The sequence below is a fragment of the Streptococcus sp. 2018037 genome (genome assembly GCF_019754195.1).
Classification (GTDB): Bacteria; Bacillota; Bacilli; order Lactobacillales; family Streptococcaceae; genus Streptococcus; species Streptococcus hashimotonensis.
In genome coordinates, this window is record NZ_JAIJZQ010000012.1 from 42089 (window position 1) to 59033 (window position 16945).

At 41.1% G+C, this 16945-nt stretch carries 18 protein-coding genes, 1 pseudogene and 1 other annotated feature; all 19 genes and pseudogenes read left to right on the forward strand.

Annotated features, from left to right (window positions below; genetic code table 11):
- Positions 1-65: 65 nt before the first annotated feature.
- The 19 genes and pseudogenes from K5Q29_RS05995 (at position 66) to K5Q29_RS06085 (ending at position 16716) form a co-directional block, all read left to right on the forward strand.
- Positions 66-326 (forward strand): metal-sensitive transcriptional regulator, encoded by a 261-nt coding sequence (locus K5Q29_RS05995; protein ID WP_105139026.1) that lies wholly within the window; start codon positions 66-68, stop codon positions 324-326.
- A 10-nt stretch (positions 327-336) separates the two neighbouring features.
- Entirely contained in the window at positions 337-894 is a 558-nt protein-coding gene (locus K5Q29_RS06000; RefSeq protein WP_105139027.1) for a sugar O-acetyltransferase, read from the forward strand.
- Positions 895-954: 60 nt separating this feature from the next.
- Positions 955-1797 carry a DNA-processing protein DprA gene (gene dprA / locus K5Q29_RS06005; protein WP_105139028.1) on the forward strand — a complete coding sequence of 281 codons (843 nt, stop codon included), beginning with the start codon at positions 955-957 and terminating at the stop codon, positions 1795-1797.
- A gap of 92 nt (positions 1798-1889) precedes the next feature.
- Positions 1890-3983: a type I DNA topoisomerase gene (gene topA / locus K5Q29_RS06010; protein ID WP_004195696.1), complete on the forward strand. Its 2094-nt coding sequence runs from the start codon at positions 1890-1892 to the stop codon at positions 3981-3983.
- A gap of 406 nt (positions 3984-4389) precedes the next feature.
- Positions 4390-4524, forward strand: a sequence feature (ribosomal protein L10 leader region).
- Positions 4525-4550: 26 nt separating this feature from the next.
- Positions 4551-5045, forward strand: coding sequence for a 50S ribosomal protein L10 (rplJ, locus tag K5Q29_RS06015; RefSeq protein ID WP_002936486.1), 495 nt, complete (start codon positions 4551-4553; stop codon positions 5043-5045).
- 65 nt (positions 5046-5110) lie between these two features.
- On the forward strand, positions 5111-5476 hold the full coding sequence (gene rplL / locus K5Q29_RS06020) for a 50S ribosomal protein L7/L12 (protein WP_002936483.1): 366 nt from the start codon (positions 5111-5113) through the stop codon (positions 5474-5476).
- A 124-nt stretch (positions 5477-5600) separates the two neighbouring features.
- Positions 5601-6350 carry an HAD family hydrolase gene (locus K5Q29_RS06025; RefSeq protein WP_105139029.1) on the forward strand — a complete coding sequence of 250 codons (750 nt, stop codon included), beginning with the start codon at positions 5601-5603 and terminating at the stop codon, positions 6348-6350.
- Between the two features lie 195 nt (positions 6351-6545).
- Positions 6546-7880: a methylenetetrahydrofolate--tRNA-(uracil(54)-C(5))-methyltransferase (FADH(2)-oxidizing) TrmFO gene (gene trmFO, locus K5Q29_RS06030; RefSeq protein WP_105139030.1), complete on the forward strand. Its 1335-nt coding sequence runs from the start codon at positions 6546-6548 to the stop codon at positions 7878-7880.
- A 19-nt stretch (positions 7881-7899) separates the two neighbouring features.
- Positions 7900-8328: a hypothetical protein gene (locus K5Q29_RS06035; RefSeq protein ID WP_172699612.1), complete on the forward strand. Its 429-nt coding sequence runs from the start codon at positions 7900-7902 to the stop codon at positions 8326-8328.
- Positions 8329-8553: 225 nt separating this feature from the next.
- A pseudogene (locus K5Q29_RS10905) lies at positions 8554-9417 on the forward strand (DNA glycosylase AlkZ-like family protein).
- Between the two features lie 113 nt (positions 9418-9530).
- The gene (locus K5Q29_RS06045) at positions 9531-10358 is read left to right on the forward strand and encodes an alpha/beta hydrolase (protein ID WP_024385230.1); all 828 of its coding nucleotides are present in this window, start codon (positions 9531-9533) and stop codon (positions 10356-10358) included.
- A 30-nt stretch (positions 10359-10388) separates the two neighbouring features.
- Complete coding sequence (locus tag K5Q29_RS06050) at positions 10389-11135, forward strand: esterase family protein (RefSeq protein ID WP_044755142.1); 747 nt, start codon at positions 10389-10391, stop codon at positions 11133-11135.
- A 17-nt stretch (positions 11136-11152) separates the two neighbouring features.
- Complete coding sequence (locus K5Q29_RS06055) at positions 11153-12319, forward strand: acetyl-CoA carboxylase biotin carboxylase subunit family protein (RefSeq protein ID WP_105139032.1); 1167 nt, start codon at positions 11153-11155, stop codon at positions 12317-12319.
- A gap of 139 nt (positions 12320-12458) precedes the next feature.
- Positions 12459-12596: a hypothetical protein gene (locus K5Q29_RS06060; RefSeq protein WP_162841163.1), complete on the forward strand. Its 138-nt coding sequence runs from the start codon at positions 12459-12461 to the stop codon at positions 12594-12596.
- Positions 12597-12608: 12 nt separating this feature from the next.
- Positions 12609-13343 carry a TraX family protein gene (locus tag K5Q29_RS06065; protein WP_105139033.1) on the forward strand — a complete coding sequence of 245 codons (735 nt, stop codon included), beginning with the start codon at positions 12609-12611 and terminating at the stop codon, positions 13341-13343.
- A gap of 98 nt (positions 13344-13441) precedes the next feature.
- Positions 13442-13582 (forward strand): hypothetical protein, encoded by a 141-nt coding sequence (locus K5Q29_RS06070; protein ID WP_105139034.1) that lies wholly within the window; start codon positions 13442-13444, stop codon positions 13580-13582.
- Positions 13583-13594: 12 nt separating this feature from the next.
- Positions 13595-13984 (forward strand): NisI/SpaI family lantibiotic immunity lipoprotein, encoded by a 390-nt coding sequence (locus K5Q29_RS06075; protein ID WP_105139035.1) that lies wholly within the window; start codon positions 13595-13597, stop codon positions 13982-13984.
- Between the two features lie 8 nt (positions 13985-13992).
- Positions 13993-14745, forward strand: coding sequence for an ABC transporter ATP-binding protein (locus K5Q29_RS06080; RefSeq protein WP_024407069.1), 753 nt, complete (start codon positions 13993-13995; stop codon positions 14743-14745).
- A complete protein-coding gene (locus K5Q29_RS06085; protein ID WP_105139036.1) occupies positions 14746-16716 on the forward strand; it encodes an FtsX-like permease family protein in 1971 nt (656 codons plus the stop codon).
- Positions 16717-16945: the final 229 nt, after the last annotated feature.

Here is a 16945-nt window from a genome sequence, read left to right on the forward strand (position 1 = left end):
ATGATAACGCTGATTGTCAAGTTTTAGAATTGACATTTTATGAAACAAGCAGTACCATATAGGGTATGAATACAGAGAAGAAAAAGATGATAAATCGTTTGAAACGTGCAGAAGGTCAGCTCCGTGGCATTCAAAACATGATTGAAGAAGAGCAAGAGTGTATCGATATTGTGATGCAGCTGAGTGCAGTTCGTTCCAGTATCAACAGTATGATGGGAATGGTCATTGCTCAAAAAGTTCAAGATTGCATTAAACACCCTTCCGATAATCCCGAGGAACAAGAGGCACGGCTAGCAGAAGCTATTAATTTGATTATAAAAAAATAGGAGTAGGGCTATGTTAACAGAAAAAGAAAAGATGATAGCTGGGCAATTATATATAGCTGCCGATCCAGAACTTAGACAAATGAGAACGCTGGCTCGCCAAAAGATGCGGGACTTCAATAATGAATTAGATGGCTCTATACGTTCTCAAATCTTGAAAAACTGGTTTGGAGCTACAGGAGAGCAGATTTACATGGAGCCAAATTTCTACTGTGATTACGGAAGTAACATTCATGTCGGAGAGGATTTTTATGCTAATTTCAACTGTACTATGCTCGATGTCTGTCCGATACGAATCGGGAAAAATGCTATGCTTGGTCCCAATGTGCAATTGTTGACTCCATTACATCCTTTAGATCCCGATGAAAGAAATTCAGGAAAAGAATATGGCGCACCTATTACCATTGGTGATAATTTCTGGGCTGGTGGTGGTGTGACAATCTTACCAGGCGTGACCTTGGGGGACAATGTCGTTGTTGGTGCTGGTGCTGTTGTAACCAAGTCTTTTGGTGATAATGTCGTTTTAGCAGGAAATCCTGCGCGTGTGATTAAAGAAATACCTCAAAAATAATTCTCCTATTTGGGAGAATTTTTTCTTTCCATTACGAACAATAAGAATGAGGTGAAGTAAATGAATAATTTTGAATTGTTTAAATGGAAAAAAGCTGGTTTGACCAATCTTAATATTAATAAAGTTTTGGCCTATCAAGAAAAACATGGTAAAAAATTGACCTTACGTAATGTCGCTGTAGTGTCTGAATGTAAAAATCCAGTGCTATTTATGGAAAATTATAAGAATCTAGATACAAAAGCCTGTCGCGAGGAATTTAATAAGTATCCATCATTTTCAATTTTAGATGACATCTATCCTTTGGCGCTCAAACAGATTTACAATCCACCTGTACTTTTGTTTTATCAAGGGGATTTAGAATTGCTAGAAAAATCAAAGCTGGCAGTTGTTGGTACACGAAATGCCAGTAAAAACGGTATCCAATCTGTTCAGAAAATTATCAAGGAATTGAGCAATCGTTTTGTCATTGTTAGCGGTTTGGCAAGAGGAATTGATACGGCTGCCCACATCGCCAGTTTGAAAAATGGAGGCCAAACCATTGCCGTAATCGGAACAGGTTTAGATAATATTTATCCAAAAGAAAATAAAGATTTGCAGACCTATATTGGCAAACACCATTTGGTGCTGACAGAGTATGAAGCTGGTGCTCAGCCACTCAAATACCATTTCCCAGAACGTAACCGCATCATTGCTGGGTTGGTAGAAGGTCTGGTGGTCTGTGAGGCAAAAATGCGGTCTGGTAGCTTGATTACCTGCGAACGTGCCTTGGAAGAAGGAAGGGAAGTCTATGCTATTCCAGGTTCCATTATGGACGGAAAATCAGATGGTTGTCATCATCTGATTCAAGAGGGGGCAAAGTGCATTACATCAGGCTTGGACATCATTTCTGAGTATAAATTTTAAAACAAGTCTTCCTATAGGAAAATAAATATCTTGACACTGACTGAAAAATAGTATATTCTTTGTGAGGTTAAAAATATTTGTAAGGTATAAGAATGGCTACAAAAACAGTTAGTAAGAAAAAAACAACAACCAAGAAAAATCTCGTTATTGTAGAGTCGCCTGCTAAGGCAAAAACAATCGAAAAATATCTTGGTAAAAATTATAAGGTCGTTGCTTCAGTCGGGCATATTCGAGATTTGAAGAAATCTAGTATGTCTATTGACTTTGATAACAACTATGCACCTGAGTACATCAACATCCGTGGAAAAGGACCACTCATCAATTCTTTGAAAAAAGAAGCAAAAAATGCTAAGCAAGTCTTTCTTGCGAGTGACCCGGACCGCGAAGGAGAAGCAATTTCTTGGCATTTGGCTCACATTTTGGGATTGGACGCAAACGATAAAAACCGTGTTGTCTTTAATGAAATTACAAAAGATGCAGTAAAAAATGCCTTTCAGGAGCCACGTGCTATTAACCTAGACTTGGTAGATGCCCAACAAGCTCGACGCGTCTTAGACCGTATTGTAGGGTACTCCATATCACCTATTTTATGGAAGAAAGTCAAAAAAGGTCTGTCAGCCGGACGTGTTCAATCGGTTGCTCTCAAATTAATAATCGACCGTGAAAATGAAATCAGCAATTTCAAACCAGAAGAATATTGGACAATTGATGCAACCTTCAAAAAGGGGAGCAAGAAATTCCAGGCTTCATTCTACGGTATAGATGGAAAGAAAACTAAAATTGAAAACAATGAGCAGGTTAAAGAAATTCTCGCCCGACTTGATGGGGACGATTTCTTAGTAGAACAGGTTGAGCGTAAGGAACGCAAACGAAATGCACCTCTGCCTTACACAACTTCTACTATGCAGATGGATGCGGCTAATAAAATCAATTTCCGTACTCGTAAAACCATGATGGTTGCCCAACAACTTTATGAGGGTGTCAGTCTTGGCACAGGTGGTACCCAAGGTTTGATTACCTATATGCGTACGGATTCAACACGTATTAGCCCTGTTGCACAAGCACAAGCTGCTGACTTTATCACGGAGCGTTTTGGTGCTACCTATTCAAAGCATGGTAATAAAGTAAAAAATGCCAGTGGTGCACAAGATGCCCACGAAGCCATTCGTCCATCAAATGTTAACTTAACACCTGAATCAATTGCGAAATATCTGGACAAGGACCAATTGCGACTATATACACTGATTTGGAATCGTTTTGTCGCAAGTCAGATGGCTGCAGCAGTTTTTGATACCATGAGTGTTCGTTTGGGTCAAAATGGTATTGTCTTTGCTGCTAATGGTAGCCAAGTAAAATTCGATGGTTATATGGCTGTCTATAACGACGCTGATAAAAATAAGATGTTGCCAGATATGGAACAAGGTGACACGGTGGTACGCGCGTCAACAAATCCAGAACAACACTTTACTCAGCCGCCAGCTCGCTACTCTGAAGCAACCTTAATTAAAACATTAGAAGAGAATGGTGTAGGTCGCCCGTCAACCTATGCACCAACAATTGAAACCATTCAAAAACGTTACTATGTTAAGCTTGCGGCTAAGCGATTTGAACCGACTGAACTCGGAGAAATCGTTAATAAGCTGATTGTTGAGTTCTTCCCAGATATTGTCAATGTCAAATTTACAGCCGATATGGAACAAAAATTGGATGATGTAGAAATCGGGAAAGAGCAGTGGCAGAAGGTCATTGACGGTTTCTATCAGCCGTTCAAGGTAGAATTATCTAAGGCAGAAGAACAGATGGAAAAAATCCAAATTAAGGATGAACCAGCTGGCTTTGACTGTGATGTTTGTGGACATGAAATGGTTATTAAATTAGGTCGCTTTGGAAAATTCTATGCATGTAGCAATTTCCCAGACTGTCGCAATACCAAGCAAATCACTAAAGAAATCGGTGTGACTTGTCCGGTTTGCCAAAAAGGGCAAGTGATTGAACGCAAGAGTAAACGCAATCGTCTTTTCTATGGTTGCGATCGCTACCCAGAGTGTGAATTTACTTCTTGGGACAAGCCAGTCGGGCGTTCTTGTCCGAAATGCGACCACTATCTCGTTGAGAAAAAAGTTCGCGGTGGTGGTAAACAAGTTGTCTGTCCAAATGGTGACTACGAAGAAGACAAGATTAAATAAGATTAAACTGCTATTCTCAAGGGAATGGCAGTTGTTTTTTATAGTCATGTTAGTTTATCTTAGCTAACTTCGACGAGCGAGAGGCTGGGCAAAAAGCCCAGCACCGCTTCTCAAAGTTAGTGTCAATATCTCAGCGCAGTGGTTGATTGGGTTTAACAGGCCAGTGGAGTAAAACTGTTCAGTGAACTGTGTCAGCCTGAGCTTAGAAATGAAAAAATCGAGCTAAAAAGGTTGGAGATAGGATTTGCGAAGCAAATCACAGCAGTTCGTGTTTCACATTCCAAGTCTGACCTCTACAACTAAAGTGAACTAAACGGCAATACCAGTTTGAAAAAATGTTTGAAAAAATGTTTAAAAAAATAGGATAAAAGTCTTGCATTATTGAAAATACTGTGTTATGATAATTGAGGTTTGAAAAAACTGACCTAAGACAGTAGGGGAGCTGGACTCATAAACATCCTACCGAGGCACAAAACGATTATTGAGATAAACGTATTTGTACTTTCGTGTCTAGGTTTAGGTGCGATTTTTTTGTGCCTAGCCCAAAATAAAAACGGAGGTAAAAAAATGAGTGAAGCTATTATCGCTAAAAAAGCGGAATTAGTAAATGCCGTTGCTGAGCAAATGAAAGCTGCAACATCTATCGTTGTTGTAGACGCTCGTGGTTTGACAGTAGAACAAGATACAGTTCTTCGTCGTAACTTGCGTGGTGCAGAAGTTGAGTACAAAGTTATCAAAAACTCAATCTTGCGTCGTGCTGCTGAGCAAGCTGGTCTTGAAGGTCTTGCAGAATTGTTTGTAGGTCCATCTGCAGTTGCATTCTCAAACGATGCAGTTGCTCCAGCTAAAACAATTTACGATTTCGCGAAAACTGCTGATGCTCTTGAAATCAAAGGTGGAGCTGTAGAAGGTAAAGTTTCTTCTAAAGAAGAAATCGAAGCACTTGCTACATTGCCAAACCGCGAAGGCATGCTTTCTATGTTGCTTTCTGTACTTCAAGCGCCAGTTCGCAACGTTGCATATGCTGTCAAAGCTGTTGCAGAAAAAGAAGACGCAGCTTAATGCGTCAGAGCGTAGCTGCTTAGTGCTACAAACTATTTAAAAACCTAAATTGGAGGAAAATCACAATGGCATTGAACATTGAAAACATTATTGCTGAAATTAAAGAAGCTACTATCCTTGAGCTTAACGACCTTGTTAAAGCTATCGAAGAAGAATTTGGTGTAACTGCAGCTGCTCCTGTAGCTGTTGCTGCAGCTGGTGGTGCTGCTGAAGAAGCTAAAGATTCATTCGACGTTGAATTGACATCTGCTGGCGACAAAAAAGTTGGCGTTATCAAAGTTGTACGTGAAATCACTGGTCTTGGTCTTAAAGAAGCTAAAGAGCTTGTTGACGGTGCACCAGCTATGGTTAAAGAAGGCGTTGCAACTGCAGAAGCTGAAGAAATCAAAGCTAAATTGGAAGAAGCAGGCGCTTCAGTTACTCTTAAATAATAGAGTTTCCAATCAAAATAAAAACCTATCACTTAATGTGGTAGGTTTTTTCGTTCTATTGTTGCAAACGCTTTCGTTGTGGGGTATAATATAAAAAATGCTGTCTAAAGATTAGGAGAAAGACATGAAAAGTTACAAAAACTATATCTTCGATTTTTATGGTACATTGGTTGATATTCGTACAGATGAGAATAAACTAGAGGTCTGGAATCAGCTAACACAGATTTACACTGCTTTTGGTTGTTTCTATCGGCCGCGCCAGTTGAAAAATGCCTATCATCGTTTTGTAGAAGAGGCAGAGAGATCTCTCGCGGAAACGGTGAGTTATCAGTATGTCGAAATTGATTTAGAAACAATCTTCATTCGTCTATTAACGGATGCACCAAATGAAAACCAAAGTACCAATAAGCAGACTGATTTAGAGACTTTTGGACAAGTAGTAGCTACGATTTTCCGCGTGCTTTCACGTGAAAAGTTAGAGGCTTATGAAAATACTCTAACTAGTCTACAGACATTAAAGGATAGAGAAGCGCGATTATTTATTCTCTCCAATGCTCAACGAATTTTTACTCAGGCAGAAATTGAACAGACAGGTTGTGCTGATTTGATGGAAAAAATTTATATCTCTTCTGACTTTAAGATGAAGAAGCCTGAACCAGCATTTCTTCAACTGGTTTTAGAGGAAAATAATCTTGATGTTGAGGAAACTGTTATGATTGGTAATGATTTGACATCCGATATAGCTATTGCTCATGAATTGGGAATGGATTCCATTTTGCTGAATACTTTCCCGTATAGTCAGGAAGAAATCGATTCTTATAGGAGACTTGGTTGGAACTTTGAGGTTGTTGGAGATATAGCGGAGCTATTGTAAATAAGCGATAGAACAGCAAAGAATAGACATAAAATATATTATGTAAAAAAGCGAAGCTGCTTTCATTTCAATGAAGGTAGTTTTGTCTTTTCTAACCATTTTCTGGTATACTAGATAGGTATAAAATTTAGAAAGGTTCTGTTTTTGGGTATTCCCAAACAGTAGTCAGATATTCTGGCTAGAGGTATTAGTTTCATGTCTCAAACCCACATTAATGTTATCGGAGCTGGCCTGGCTGGCTCAGAAGCTGCTTATCAGATTGCCAAACGCGGCATTCCTGTCAAACTCTACGAGATGCGTGGTGTCAAGCCGACTCCTCAGCACAAGACGGACAAGTTTGCTGAGTTGGTTTGTTCCAACTCTTTCCGTGGTGATAGTTTGACCAACGCTGTCGGTCTGCTCAAGGAAGAAATGCGTCGTTTGGATTCCATTATCATGCGAGCTGGCGAGGCCCACCGTGTGCCTGCTGGCGGTGCTATGGCCATGGACCGTGAAAATTTTTCTCAAGCGGTCACAGATGAAATTCACAACCACCCGCTAATTGAGGTCATTCGTGGCGAGATTACTGAGATTCCCGAAGATGCGATTACAGTTATCGCGACGGGACCATTGACATCTGACGCCTTGGCGGAGAAGATTCACGCCCTCAACGGTGGCGACGGTTTTTACTTCTACGATGCGGCAGCACCGATTGTCGACAGCTCGACCATTAACATGGACTTGGTTTATCTTAAGTCCCGTTACGACAAGGGAGAGGCTGCCTATCTCAATGCTCCGATGAACAAGGAGCAGTTCACCGCTTTCTATGAGGCTTTGATTTCAGCTGAGGAAGCACCGCTTAACTCCTTTGAAAAAGAAAAATACTTTGAAGGCTGTATGCCTATCGAGGTCATGGCCAAACGTGGCATCAAAACCATGCTCTATGGCCCAATGAAGCCAGTTGGTCTGGAATACCCAGAAGACTACAAGGGACCTCGTGACGGCGAATACAAGACACCGTACGCAGTTGTCCAGCTCCGTCAGGACAACGCAGCAGGTAGCCTTTACAATATTGTTGGCTTCCAAACTCATCTCAAATGGGGTGAGCAGAAGCGTGTCTTCCAGATGATTCCAGGACTTGAAAATGCGGAGTTTGTCCGCTACGGCGTTATGCACCGCAATTCCTACATGGATTCACCAAACTTATTGGAACAGACCTTTGCGACCAAGAAAAATCCTAATCTTTTCTTTGCAGGTCAAATGACAGGAGTAGAAGGCTATGTCGAGTCTGCCGCCTCTGGCTTAGTGGCTGGTATCAATGCTGTTCGCCGTTTCCGTGGCGAAGACCCAGTCATCTTCCCGCAGACCACAGCCATCGGAGCTCTGCCATTCTACATCACCCACACCGAAAGCAAGCACTTCCAGCCCATGAATGTCAACTTTGGTATCATCAAGGAGCTGGATGGACCGCGTATCCGCGACAAGAAGGAGCGTTACGAGGTAATCGCAGAGCGTTCCCTCAAGGACTTGGAAGAGTTTTTGGCTTATTGATGTATAGAAAGTTGCCGTAATGGAAGAAACGATTTTCATGTTAGAAGGGCATAATGGAGATTATTTTTCCTTAGAGGGATGCCCCTTATCAATGGGCTCCTCTTCTGACGGGGGAATCTCCATTGAAGCCAGTCTTTATGTATCCGTTGGAGTTTTTCAAATTAATAAAGCTAAAGTTTATCTTTCAACCGCTTTGCTAGAAAAGCTTTTTAAAGATTTGTACTTGATGCATGGCAGTTTATCAGGACAGGCTGGTTATAAACCTCAGTTTGATGATGAATTGCAATTTGACATTAGCATGCTAAAAGGCGGAAAGTTGCAACTAAAAGGGGTTTATCAAGAATACTCTTATGACTTTTCGCTGATGAAATTTGAAATGGAAAGTGACCAGACTTTTCTGGCACAACCATTACTGGATTTGAAAAAATTTCTTGGTCATAATTTTTGACTTGCTAAGGATATCACCTATCCCCAGACACCTTCGGGTGTCTTTTGTGTTATACTGGGATTAGAAAAGCGGAGGAGAAATACGATGCACCACGATACTTGGAAGGGAATTATTCTGCAGAAACAAGGTCTGCTGAAACCCCAATCTGTCCAGCAAATCTGCCAAAATCTCAACGGTTTGCAGGCTCAGTTTCAGCCCTATGTTCATATTGGATTTCACAACCGTATGACAGCGGAGGATTTCCATGAGGGAAGCTGGCAGGAGGAGCTGACACGCCAGTGGTCCATTCGGCGAACGGTCCATGCCTATCTCAAGTCGGAAATTCCCCTCTATATCCACGAGGGGCGGCTAGCCAGCACCGAATACTTAAAGACAGAAGGACGGGACGGGTTTAGTCCTCAGACCAAGCAGAAATATCACCATCTGATTTTAGAAGCCCTTGAACAAGGTCCCATGATCCGTGAGGATCTCAAGGTCCTTTGCCGCGGGGAAAAGATGACACAAGAAGAGGAGAAGCTGGTCTTTAACGCCTGGGGTGGCCTCTTTCGCTACATGGTCGAGCGTGGAGAAGTCTATCAAGAATACGGTGCCAAGCGTTTTCATCGTCTGACAGACTTTCAGCCACTTTCTCGGGAAAAAGCAGAGCTGGAAATCGCTTGACGGTATTTTTCAGGTTTTGGACCTGTCAGCCTAGCTGATGCCCGTTACTATTTCAAGGAAAATAAATCTACGGTCCTAAAATGGATGAAGCAATTAGATCTGAAAACTCTTGAAGTAGCAGGAGAAGAACGCTTTTATCTTGGAGAATTAGAAGAAGCAGAACTGCCTGACTGCCTCTTCGTTGCAGGATTTGACCAACTTTTGCTAGGTTATGAAAAGAAAGCTAATCCCTTTTTTAATCCTAAATACATCCGTAATATCTATACTTTGACGGGTATTGTCAAACCTGTTGTATTTTATAAAGGACGATTTATGGCAACCTGGAAACGAGATAAAGGTACCATTTTGCTAGATATTTTTGAAGACATCACACAACAAGAAGAAAAAGAATTGGATTATTACCGCCAAATGTATGAGAAAATTCTGTGACATTAACTAACTATGTTCGGAAAAACCGAAAATTGCAAATAAATGACTAAATTTTCTGAATATTCCAGAAAAACTATGATATAATACTTAAAATACGTAAGGAAGAGATAGATATGAATAAGTCTTACTTTTATTTGGACATGAGAACTCATGAATTAGATGTACCATTTACAGGAAGAAAACGTCGAGTCCGTGTTTTATTGCCGAAAGGATATGCTGAAAATACAGAAGAGACCTATCCCGTTGTCTATTTCCACGATGGGCAGAATGTACTCTACAGTAAGGAAGCTTTTTCAGGTCATTCATGGAAAGTCATCCCAACTATTAAGCGTAATCCAGACATTGCAAAAATGATCGTAGTGGCTATTGATAATGATGGTGCTGATCGCATGCATGAATACGCTGCATGGAAGTTTAGTGAGATGGGGATTCCTGGGGTGCAGTTCGGTGGTAAGGGAACCTTGTATGCCGAATTTGTGATGGATGTCGTCAAACCATTTATTGATCAAGAATACCGGACAAAATCTGATAAAGTTCACACTGCAATGATTGGCTCATCGTTGGGAGGCAATATCACCCAGTTTATGGGATTGGCTTATCAGAACCAGATTGGCTGTCTGGGTGTCTTTTCATCTGCCAACTGGCTTCATCAAGATGCTTTCGACCGTTATATTGAACGTCAACAATTAGACTCAGATCAACGTGTCTACATCTATGTTGGGACAGAGGAAGCAGATGATACAGATAAAACGCTGATGGCTGGCAATATCAAACAAGCCTATATTAATTCGTCTTTAAGCTATTATCGTCAGTTGATTGCTGGCGGTGTTAAATTGGACAACATAACCTTAGAAGTCGTTTCGGGAGCTGTTCACAATGAGGAGGCTTGGGCGCTCTATTTGCCAGCTTGCCTACGATTCCTAAGCGAACATTGGTCATAAAACAAAAATATTTAAATAGGAGGCTTTACTATGCACGTTGAATTTTTAAGTCATTGGTCTGGAAATCTTGGCCGAGAAATGAATCTAAATCGTTATGGTCACGCAGGGATTCCTGTTGTTGTCTTTGCCTCATCTGGCGGTTCTTATAATGAATATGCTGATTTTGGTATGATTGAAGCTTGCCGCGGGTCTATCGAAGCAGGTCATGTACAATTTTTCACCCTTACCAGCTTTGATAATGAAAGTTGGTTGGCCGATTGGAAGTCCATTCATGATAAGGCAGAGGCTCACCGTGCCTATGAACGCTATGTGATTGAAGAAGCGATTCCATTTATTAAACATAAAACTGGCTGGTTTGATGGTATGATGGCAACAGGTTGCTCAATGGGAGCTTATCATGCACTGAATTTCTTCTTACAACATCCAGATGTTTTTACAAAAGTCATTGCACTTTCTGGGATTTACGATGCACGATATTTCAATCATCATCAAGATTATGGAAATGATGAAGTTGTTTATCAAAACTCTCCAGCAGACTATATTTGGAATCAACATGATGGCTGGTTTATTGATAAATACCGCCAAGCGGACATTATTGTATGTACCGGTCTAGGCGATTGGGAACAAGATGGTCTGGATTCATTCTACAACCTAAAACGTGCATTTGAAGAAAAAAATATTCCTGCTTGGTTTGATACATGGGGTACAGATGTAGCCCATGACTGGGTATGGTGGAGAAAACAAATGCCATTTTTCCTTCACTCGATTGGATTATAAGCTAGAAAGGACCTTTTATGAATTATCTCGTCATTTCCCCTTTTTATCCTGAAAATTTCCAGCCATTTACTATTGAATTGGCAAAAAAAGAAGGTGTTACAGTTCTTGGTATTGGACAAGAGCCTTATGATCAGCTCCCTGAAGAACTGCGAAATGCTCTTACAGAGTATTTTCGAGTTGAAAACCTTGAAAACTTGGATGAAGTCAAGCGTGCAACAGCCTTTCTTATTTACAAGCATGGTCCAATCGACCGAGTGGAATCACACAACGAGCACTGGTTGGAAAATGATGCCGCACTCCGTGAACAATTTAATATTTTTGGAGCTAAGCCAAGCAATCTTAAAAAGACAAAATTCAAGTCTGAAATGAAGAAATACTTTACAAAAGCAGGTGTTCCTGTTGTGCCAGGTATGGTCGTCAAATCGGAGAAAGACATTGATAAGGCTGTTAAGACAATTGGCTTCCCAATGATTGCCAAGCCTGACAATGGTGTTGGAGCATCAGGTACCTTTAAACTCACAAAGAAAGCTGACTTGGAAACCTTTAAAGAAGCCTGGGATGGTCAAACAGCTTATTTCTTTGAGAAATTTGTCAATTCAAGCATTATTACAACCTATGATGGATTGGTGGACAGCAAGGGAAATGTTGCTTTCGAAACAGGTTTGACCTATGTTCACACTCCGCTGGAACTGATGTTGTCTAGAAAGGACAATGCTTACTTCATCGAGAAAGAACTGGATCCAAAGCTAGTAAAATATGGTCGCGCGATTATCAAAGCTTTTGGTATGAAAGAGCGTTTCTTCCATATTGAATTTTTCAAGAACGGCAAAGATTACATCGCGATTGAATACAACAATCGTATGGCAGGTGGCTTCACTGTAGAAGCTTACAACTATGCGCATTCGATTGACCTTTTCTGTGATTATGCCAATGTAGTGACAGGTGGAACAGTTGAGGAACGTCGATTTGAGCCTCAATACTGCTTGGTAGCAACTCGCCGAGATACGACCGAATATGTTCATTCAGCAGATGACATTCATCAGAAATTTGCTGGTAAGATTAAAACCGTCAAACGCATGCCAGATGCCTTTGCAGAGCTACAAGGGAATGATGCTTATCTCCTTGTGACGGAAAGCAAGGAAGAATTAGACAACATGATTGCCTTTATTGGGGAGACAAACTAGAATAGATTGAAAGACGCCAGAAATGGTGTCTTTTTTTCTTTCCTTACAAAGCTGTAAGTTTTTTAATCAGAACTGTAAGAGAGTGCAGGAGGAATATTTTCTATAATAGACTCATAAGAAATAGAAAGAAGGAAAACACATGTCATTCAAATTTTTACAAGCCAAGCAAATGTTTGATAAATCACAAGAAAGCAACCATTTAGAAGAGCAAGAAAAACAAGCTGAATTTTTATTTGAACTGGAACATGAATTGTTGCACCGCAACTGGATGTATTAGGAGGAGATTATTTTGAAAACTTACAATGCTTATCAACTGAAACTGGCTATGGCTGGCTTGATGGTTCTGGATCATCTGGATATCATTCCAGGTTTTATCCCAAATCAACTTGGCTTGGTCTTTCACATGATGACTCGCTGTGTCGCAGTTTTCTTTGCCTACATGTTGGTTGAAGGCTATCTTCATACGAGTAATGTCGAAGCCTATTTGTTACGGCTGTATGGGGCAGCAGGAATCATGGCTCTTGGCAATACTCTGCTAAACAATTTTTACCAGTCAAAAGAGATTGACATGAGCAACAATATCTTTATGACCCTAGCAGTCGGATTAACTTTACTGGTTTGTCTTAGAAATTTTGCTGAACATAGTAGAAAGCAACAAATCGTTCAGGTCGTGCTGGCAGGTTTATTGACAATCTTAGGAGCTTTGTTCACAGAAGGGGGTTCGGTGGTCTTGCCCTTCATCCTCATTACATATATGGGACGCAAATCATTAGTTAAACGTAACATCGCTTATGGAATATTGGCCCTATTGTTACTATTTTTGTCCTATCAACCTTATGAAACTATTGAGGTGACCGTTCAGATGATGCTCTACAATGCTGACTGGTTATTTATCTTGGTCTTGCCAATTCTTAGTCTTTATAATGGACAAGCAGGGCCCCGCACAGCATTTTCACGCTATTTCTTTTACATTTTCTATCCGCTACACTTGTGGCTACTGGCAACCATTGCCTATTTTATCTAACCTTACAATCTTGTAAGTTTTTAGGTCAGAATTGTAAGAGAAGGCAGATAGAATATTTTCTATAATAGACTCATAAGAAAGAGAAAGAAGGAAAATACATGTCATTCAAATTTTTACAAGCCAAGAAAATGGAAGAAAAGGTATTCTCAGAAAAAAAGAAAGCTGAACTCTTGGAACAAGCCTTATTCTTAGAAGAGCTCGCCCATGATTTGCAAAGTATAAGATTTATGGCATACTAGAGGGAGGAAACTATGAAAAAGAAAGTATTTGGCTTGCTAGCTTTGGGCAGTATAATGCTAACCGCTTGTTCTTCTTCTTCAGCAGGCCTTAGCTTTGATGAGGGCTATCAAACTTTCCATTACAAGGGAAAAGACTATGCCGTTAGCAAACAGGAAGTTGCCAAAGATAGTATTCGAGGAACAGAAGTTAAGTTTATGGAATGGCCTGTTGTCAAAGAAGAGGGTTTAGTGAAAAAAACAGTGTCCTTGAATAATCTCTTTATAACTACTGGCAAGGAATGGGCCATCGGTGTCCAGGATGGTTATTATAAGGTGGATTTAGAAGATAATATTGCTGAATCAGACCGAATCGACTATCAAGCATTACTTGATACAGTTGATTTATCCAAAGAAAACAATTAGGAGTTTGTATGTTATTAGAAATCAATCATTTAGAAAAAGTTTACCGCACGCGCTTTTCAAAAGAGGAAACTCGTGCCTTGCAAGATGTGGATTTTAAGGTAGAAGAGGGCGAGTTTATCGCTATCATGGGGGAAAGTGGTTCTGGTAAGACGACTTTGCTCAACATTCTAGCAACCCTGGATAAGCCGACGAGGGGCTCTGTTATCTTAAACAATCAGGATATTACGAAAATCAAGGAAAGCAAGCTGGCAGATTTCCGTTTGCGTAACCTAGGTTTTGTCTTCCAAGATTTTAATCTCTTGGATACCTTGTCCATCCAAGACAATATCTTTTTACCTCTGGTATTGGCCCGTACCAGCCATGAGGAAATGGAAAAACGGTTGAAGGTTTTAGCACCAAAACTGCGGATTCAAGATTTGCTGAAAAAACGTCCTTTTGAACTGTCTGGTGGACAAAAGCAGCGCGTGGCCATTGCCCGTAGTTTGATTACCCAGCCACAAATTGTCCTAGCGGACGAACCGACAGCTGCCCTAGATTACCGCAATTCGGAAGACTTGCTGAATTTGTTTGAAGACATCAACTTAGATGGACAAACCATTCTCATGGTGACCCACTCAGCCAACGCAGCCAGCCATGCCAAACGCGTTCTCTTTATCAAAGATGGTCGGATTTTCCATCAGTTATACAAGGCAGGTAAGAGCAATCAGGACTTTGCCAAGGAAATTTCGCTCAATATGTCTGCACTTTTAGGGGGTGAGTAGATGTTTTACCTCAAACTTGCTGGACAAAATATCCGAAAATCCATGGGTGTGTTTGCTCCTTTTGTTTTAGCCAGTCTGGTCCTCTTTACCTTGATTTGTTCTATGTTCTTGCTCATGCTCAGTCCAGTCATGAAAACCATGGGAACAGGTGCCGTGTCTATCGGGCTGGGTGTCGTTGTATTGACCATTTTCTCGCTGATTATGGAAATATATAGCTTTAATTTCCTCATGCAACAACGGACTAGAGAGTTCGGTCTCTACAATATGCTGGGGATGAACAAGAAGAAGGTGGCCTTGGTTGCCAGCATTGAGTTGTTTTTCATCTTCCTTTTGGTCATTTTGCTGGGATCTGCATTAGCAGGTGTATTTGCCAATGTTCTCTACTTGATTTTTGTGAATCTGACCAATTATAGTGACTTACACTTTAGTATTTCACCTCTGGCATTTGCCATGACTGCCTTTCTCTTTGCAGGCATCTTCTTCATCTTGGAATTACTGGCCATTCGGACTATTGGCAAGACCAGTCCGCTGATTTTGTTCCGAGCTAGTGAAAAGGGTGAGAAGGAGCCACGTGGGAATCTCCTCTTGGCAGCACTTGCTGTCCTTAGCCTAGGTGTTGGATACTACCTGTCACTTTCGTCTCAATCGGCAGGTCTGGCTGTTATCTATCGTTTCTTTATCGCTGTGCTCTTTGTCATTGCGGGGACCTACTTGTTCTACATCAGCTTTATGACTTGGTATTTGAAGGCTCGGCGGAAAAACAAACGCTATTTCTACACGCCAGAGCATTTTATTACTACATCGCAGATGATTTTTCGGATGAAACAGCACGCAACAGGCTTGGCCAATATCACGCTACTTGCGGTCATGGCCTTTGTCACCATTGCGACAACGACTTCCCTCTATACAGGCATGGCAAATATGACCAGTGGACTTTATCCAAAGGAAACATCTATTACCTATCACGTTGCGGATAGGAGTCAGGGTGAAATGGTCTATCGGCAATCGGTGCTCAGCCATTTTCCAGAAAAAGCGGAAGATAACCTGACCTATCTGACCTACCAAGCTGGTCTGGTCTATGATGGTGGAAGTGAGATTGTCATCAATCCAGAAACCATTGCCAATCCAGACTTTAGTAAGATGGCCTTTACCTACTTCATCACCCAAGAAGATTTCAGAAAGTTGGGCAATGACTTGCCAGAACTGGCTGCCAATCAAGTTGCCTTTATGCGTCCGAGTGAAAAGCCTTTGCTAGAGAAAGTCACTTTGGGTGATAGTAGCTTTGAGAACGTAGCCAATCTTGATACAGCTATTTTCCCAGACATCACCAATACGCTCAATGCTGCCGTCATGGTGGTCAGTGATGATAGTGTCTTGGAAACCATTCGCAGTTACTATGAGTCAAATAATCCGCAAGGCTATCAGGTTAGTCTGGACTACCGTGTCTTTACCGACATGACCAATGAGGAACTAGCGAAAGTCGGTGAACAGGCAGGTGATGCCTACAATATCAGCGATGCTAGTGGAGAATCTTTTGGTTACGTCATGCAAAAAACAGACTTCAATAATATGATCATGGGCTTTACAGGTGGATTCCTCTTCACAGGCTTCTTGTTGGGCATTAGTTTCTTGCTGGGTGCTGCCTTGATTATCTACTACAAGCAGTATTCGGAAGGGCATGAGGACAAGAAATCCTACAAGATTTTACAGGAAGTGGGGATGAGCCAGCAGGCTGTCAAGAAAACCATCAACTCTCAAACACTCTTGGTCTTCTTTATGCCACTGGCTATGGCGACCTTGCACTTTGTCGTCGCCCTGGTCATGCTCAAACAAATGTTGATGGTGTTCGGTGTGGTTTCTTCTAGCATGATTTACACGGTTAGTGGTATTACATTGCTTGCAGTTGTCTTGATCTACTTTGTCATTTACAAGTGGACCAGCCGAACCTATTATCGCATTATTGAACGGTAGAAGAGAGGCTGGGCAAAAACTAGCCGCTCACATATAAAAAAACGAGCAATTCCAATTAGGAGTTGCTCGTTTTCCATTTCATGCTTTATAATTATAATAACGACAAAACAACTAGAAAGGCATGAAAATGTATAAACAGTATAACACAAATCAGTTAAGTTTGGAATTAAATATTGCTTGGGACTTACCTGCAACGCATGAGGCTCGTCTGATTAGTCAGTTTGTGGAT

What these genes read in the sequence shown, in the direction of transcription:
- K5Q29_RS05995 (WP_105139026.1), top strand. Translation starts at nt 66, where the DNA reads ATGAATACAGAGAAGAAAAAGATGATAAATCGTTTGAAACGTGCAGAA.
- K5Q29_RS06000 (WP_105139027.1), top strand. Translation starts at nt 337, where the DNA reads ATGTTAACAGAAAAAGAAAAGATGATAGCTGGGCAATTATATATAGCT.
- dprA (WP_105139028.1), top strand. Translation starts at nt 955, where the DNA reads ATGAATAATTTTGAATTGTTTAAATGGAAAAAAGCTGGTTTGACCAAT.
- topA (WP_004195696.1), top strand. Translation starts at nt 1,890, where the DNA reads ATGGCTACAAAAACAGTTAGTAAGAAAAAAACAACAACCAAGAAAAAT.
- rplJ (WP_002936486.1), top strand. Translation starts at nt 4,551, where the DNA reads ATGAGTGAAGCTATTATCGCTAAAAAAGCGGAATTAGTAAATGCCGTT.
- rplL (WP_002936483.1), top strand. Translation starts at nt 5,111, where the DNA reads ATGGCATTGAACATTGAAAACATTATTGCTGAAATTAAAGAAGCTACT.
- K5Q29_RS06025 (WP_105139029.1), top strand. Translation starts at nt 5,601, where the DNA reads ATGAAAAGTTACAAAAACTATATCTTCGATTTTTATGGTACATTGGTT.
- trmFO (WP_105139030.1), top strand. Translation starts at nt 6,546, where the DNA reads ATGTCTCAAACCCACATTAATGTTATCGGAGCTGGCCTGGCTGGCTCA.
- K5Q29_RS06035 (WP_172699612.1), top strand. Translation starts at nt 7,900, where the DNA reads ATGGAAGAAACGATTTTCATGTTAGAAGGGCATAATGGAGATTATTTT.
- K5Q29_RS06045 (WP_024385230.1), top strand. Translation starts at nt 9,531, where the DNA reads ATGAATAAGTCTTACTTTTATTTGGACATGAGAACTCATGAATTAGAT.
- K5Q29_RS06050 (WP_044755142.1), top strand. Translation starts at nt 10,389, where the DNA reads ATGCACGTTGAATTTTTAAGTCATTGGTCTGGAAATCTTGGCCGAGAA.
- K5Q29_RS06055 (WP_105139032.1), top strand. Translation starts at nt 11,153, where the DNA reads ATGAATTATCTCGTCATTTCCCCTTTTTATCCTGAAAATTTCCAGCCA.
- K5Q29_RS06060 (WP_162841163.1), top strand. Translation starts at nt 12,459, where the DNA reads ATGTCATTCAAATTTTTACAAGCCAAGCAAATGTTTGATAAATCACAA.
- K5Q29_RS06070 (WP_105139034.1), top strand. Translation starts at nt 13,442, where the DNA reads ATGTCATTCAAATTTTTACAAGCCAAGAAAATGGAAGAAAAGGTATTC.
- K5Q29_RS06075 (WP_105139035.1), top strand. Translation starts at nt 13,595, where the DNA reads ATGAAAAAGAAAGTATTTGGCTTGCTAGCTTTGGGCAGTATAATGCTA.
- K5Q29_RS06080 (WP_024407069.1), top strand. Translation starts at nt 13,993, where the DNA reads ATGTTATTAGAAATCAATCATTTAGAAAAAGTTTACCGCACGCGCTTT.
- K5Q29_RS06085 (WP_105139036.1), top strand. Translation starts at nt 14,746, where the DNA reads ATGTTTTACCTCAAACTTGCTGGACAAAATATCCGAAAATCCATGGGT.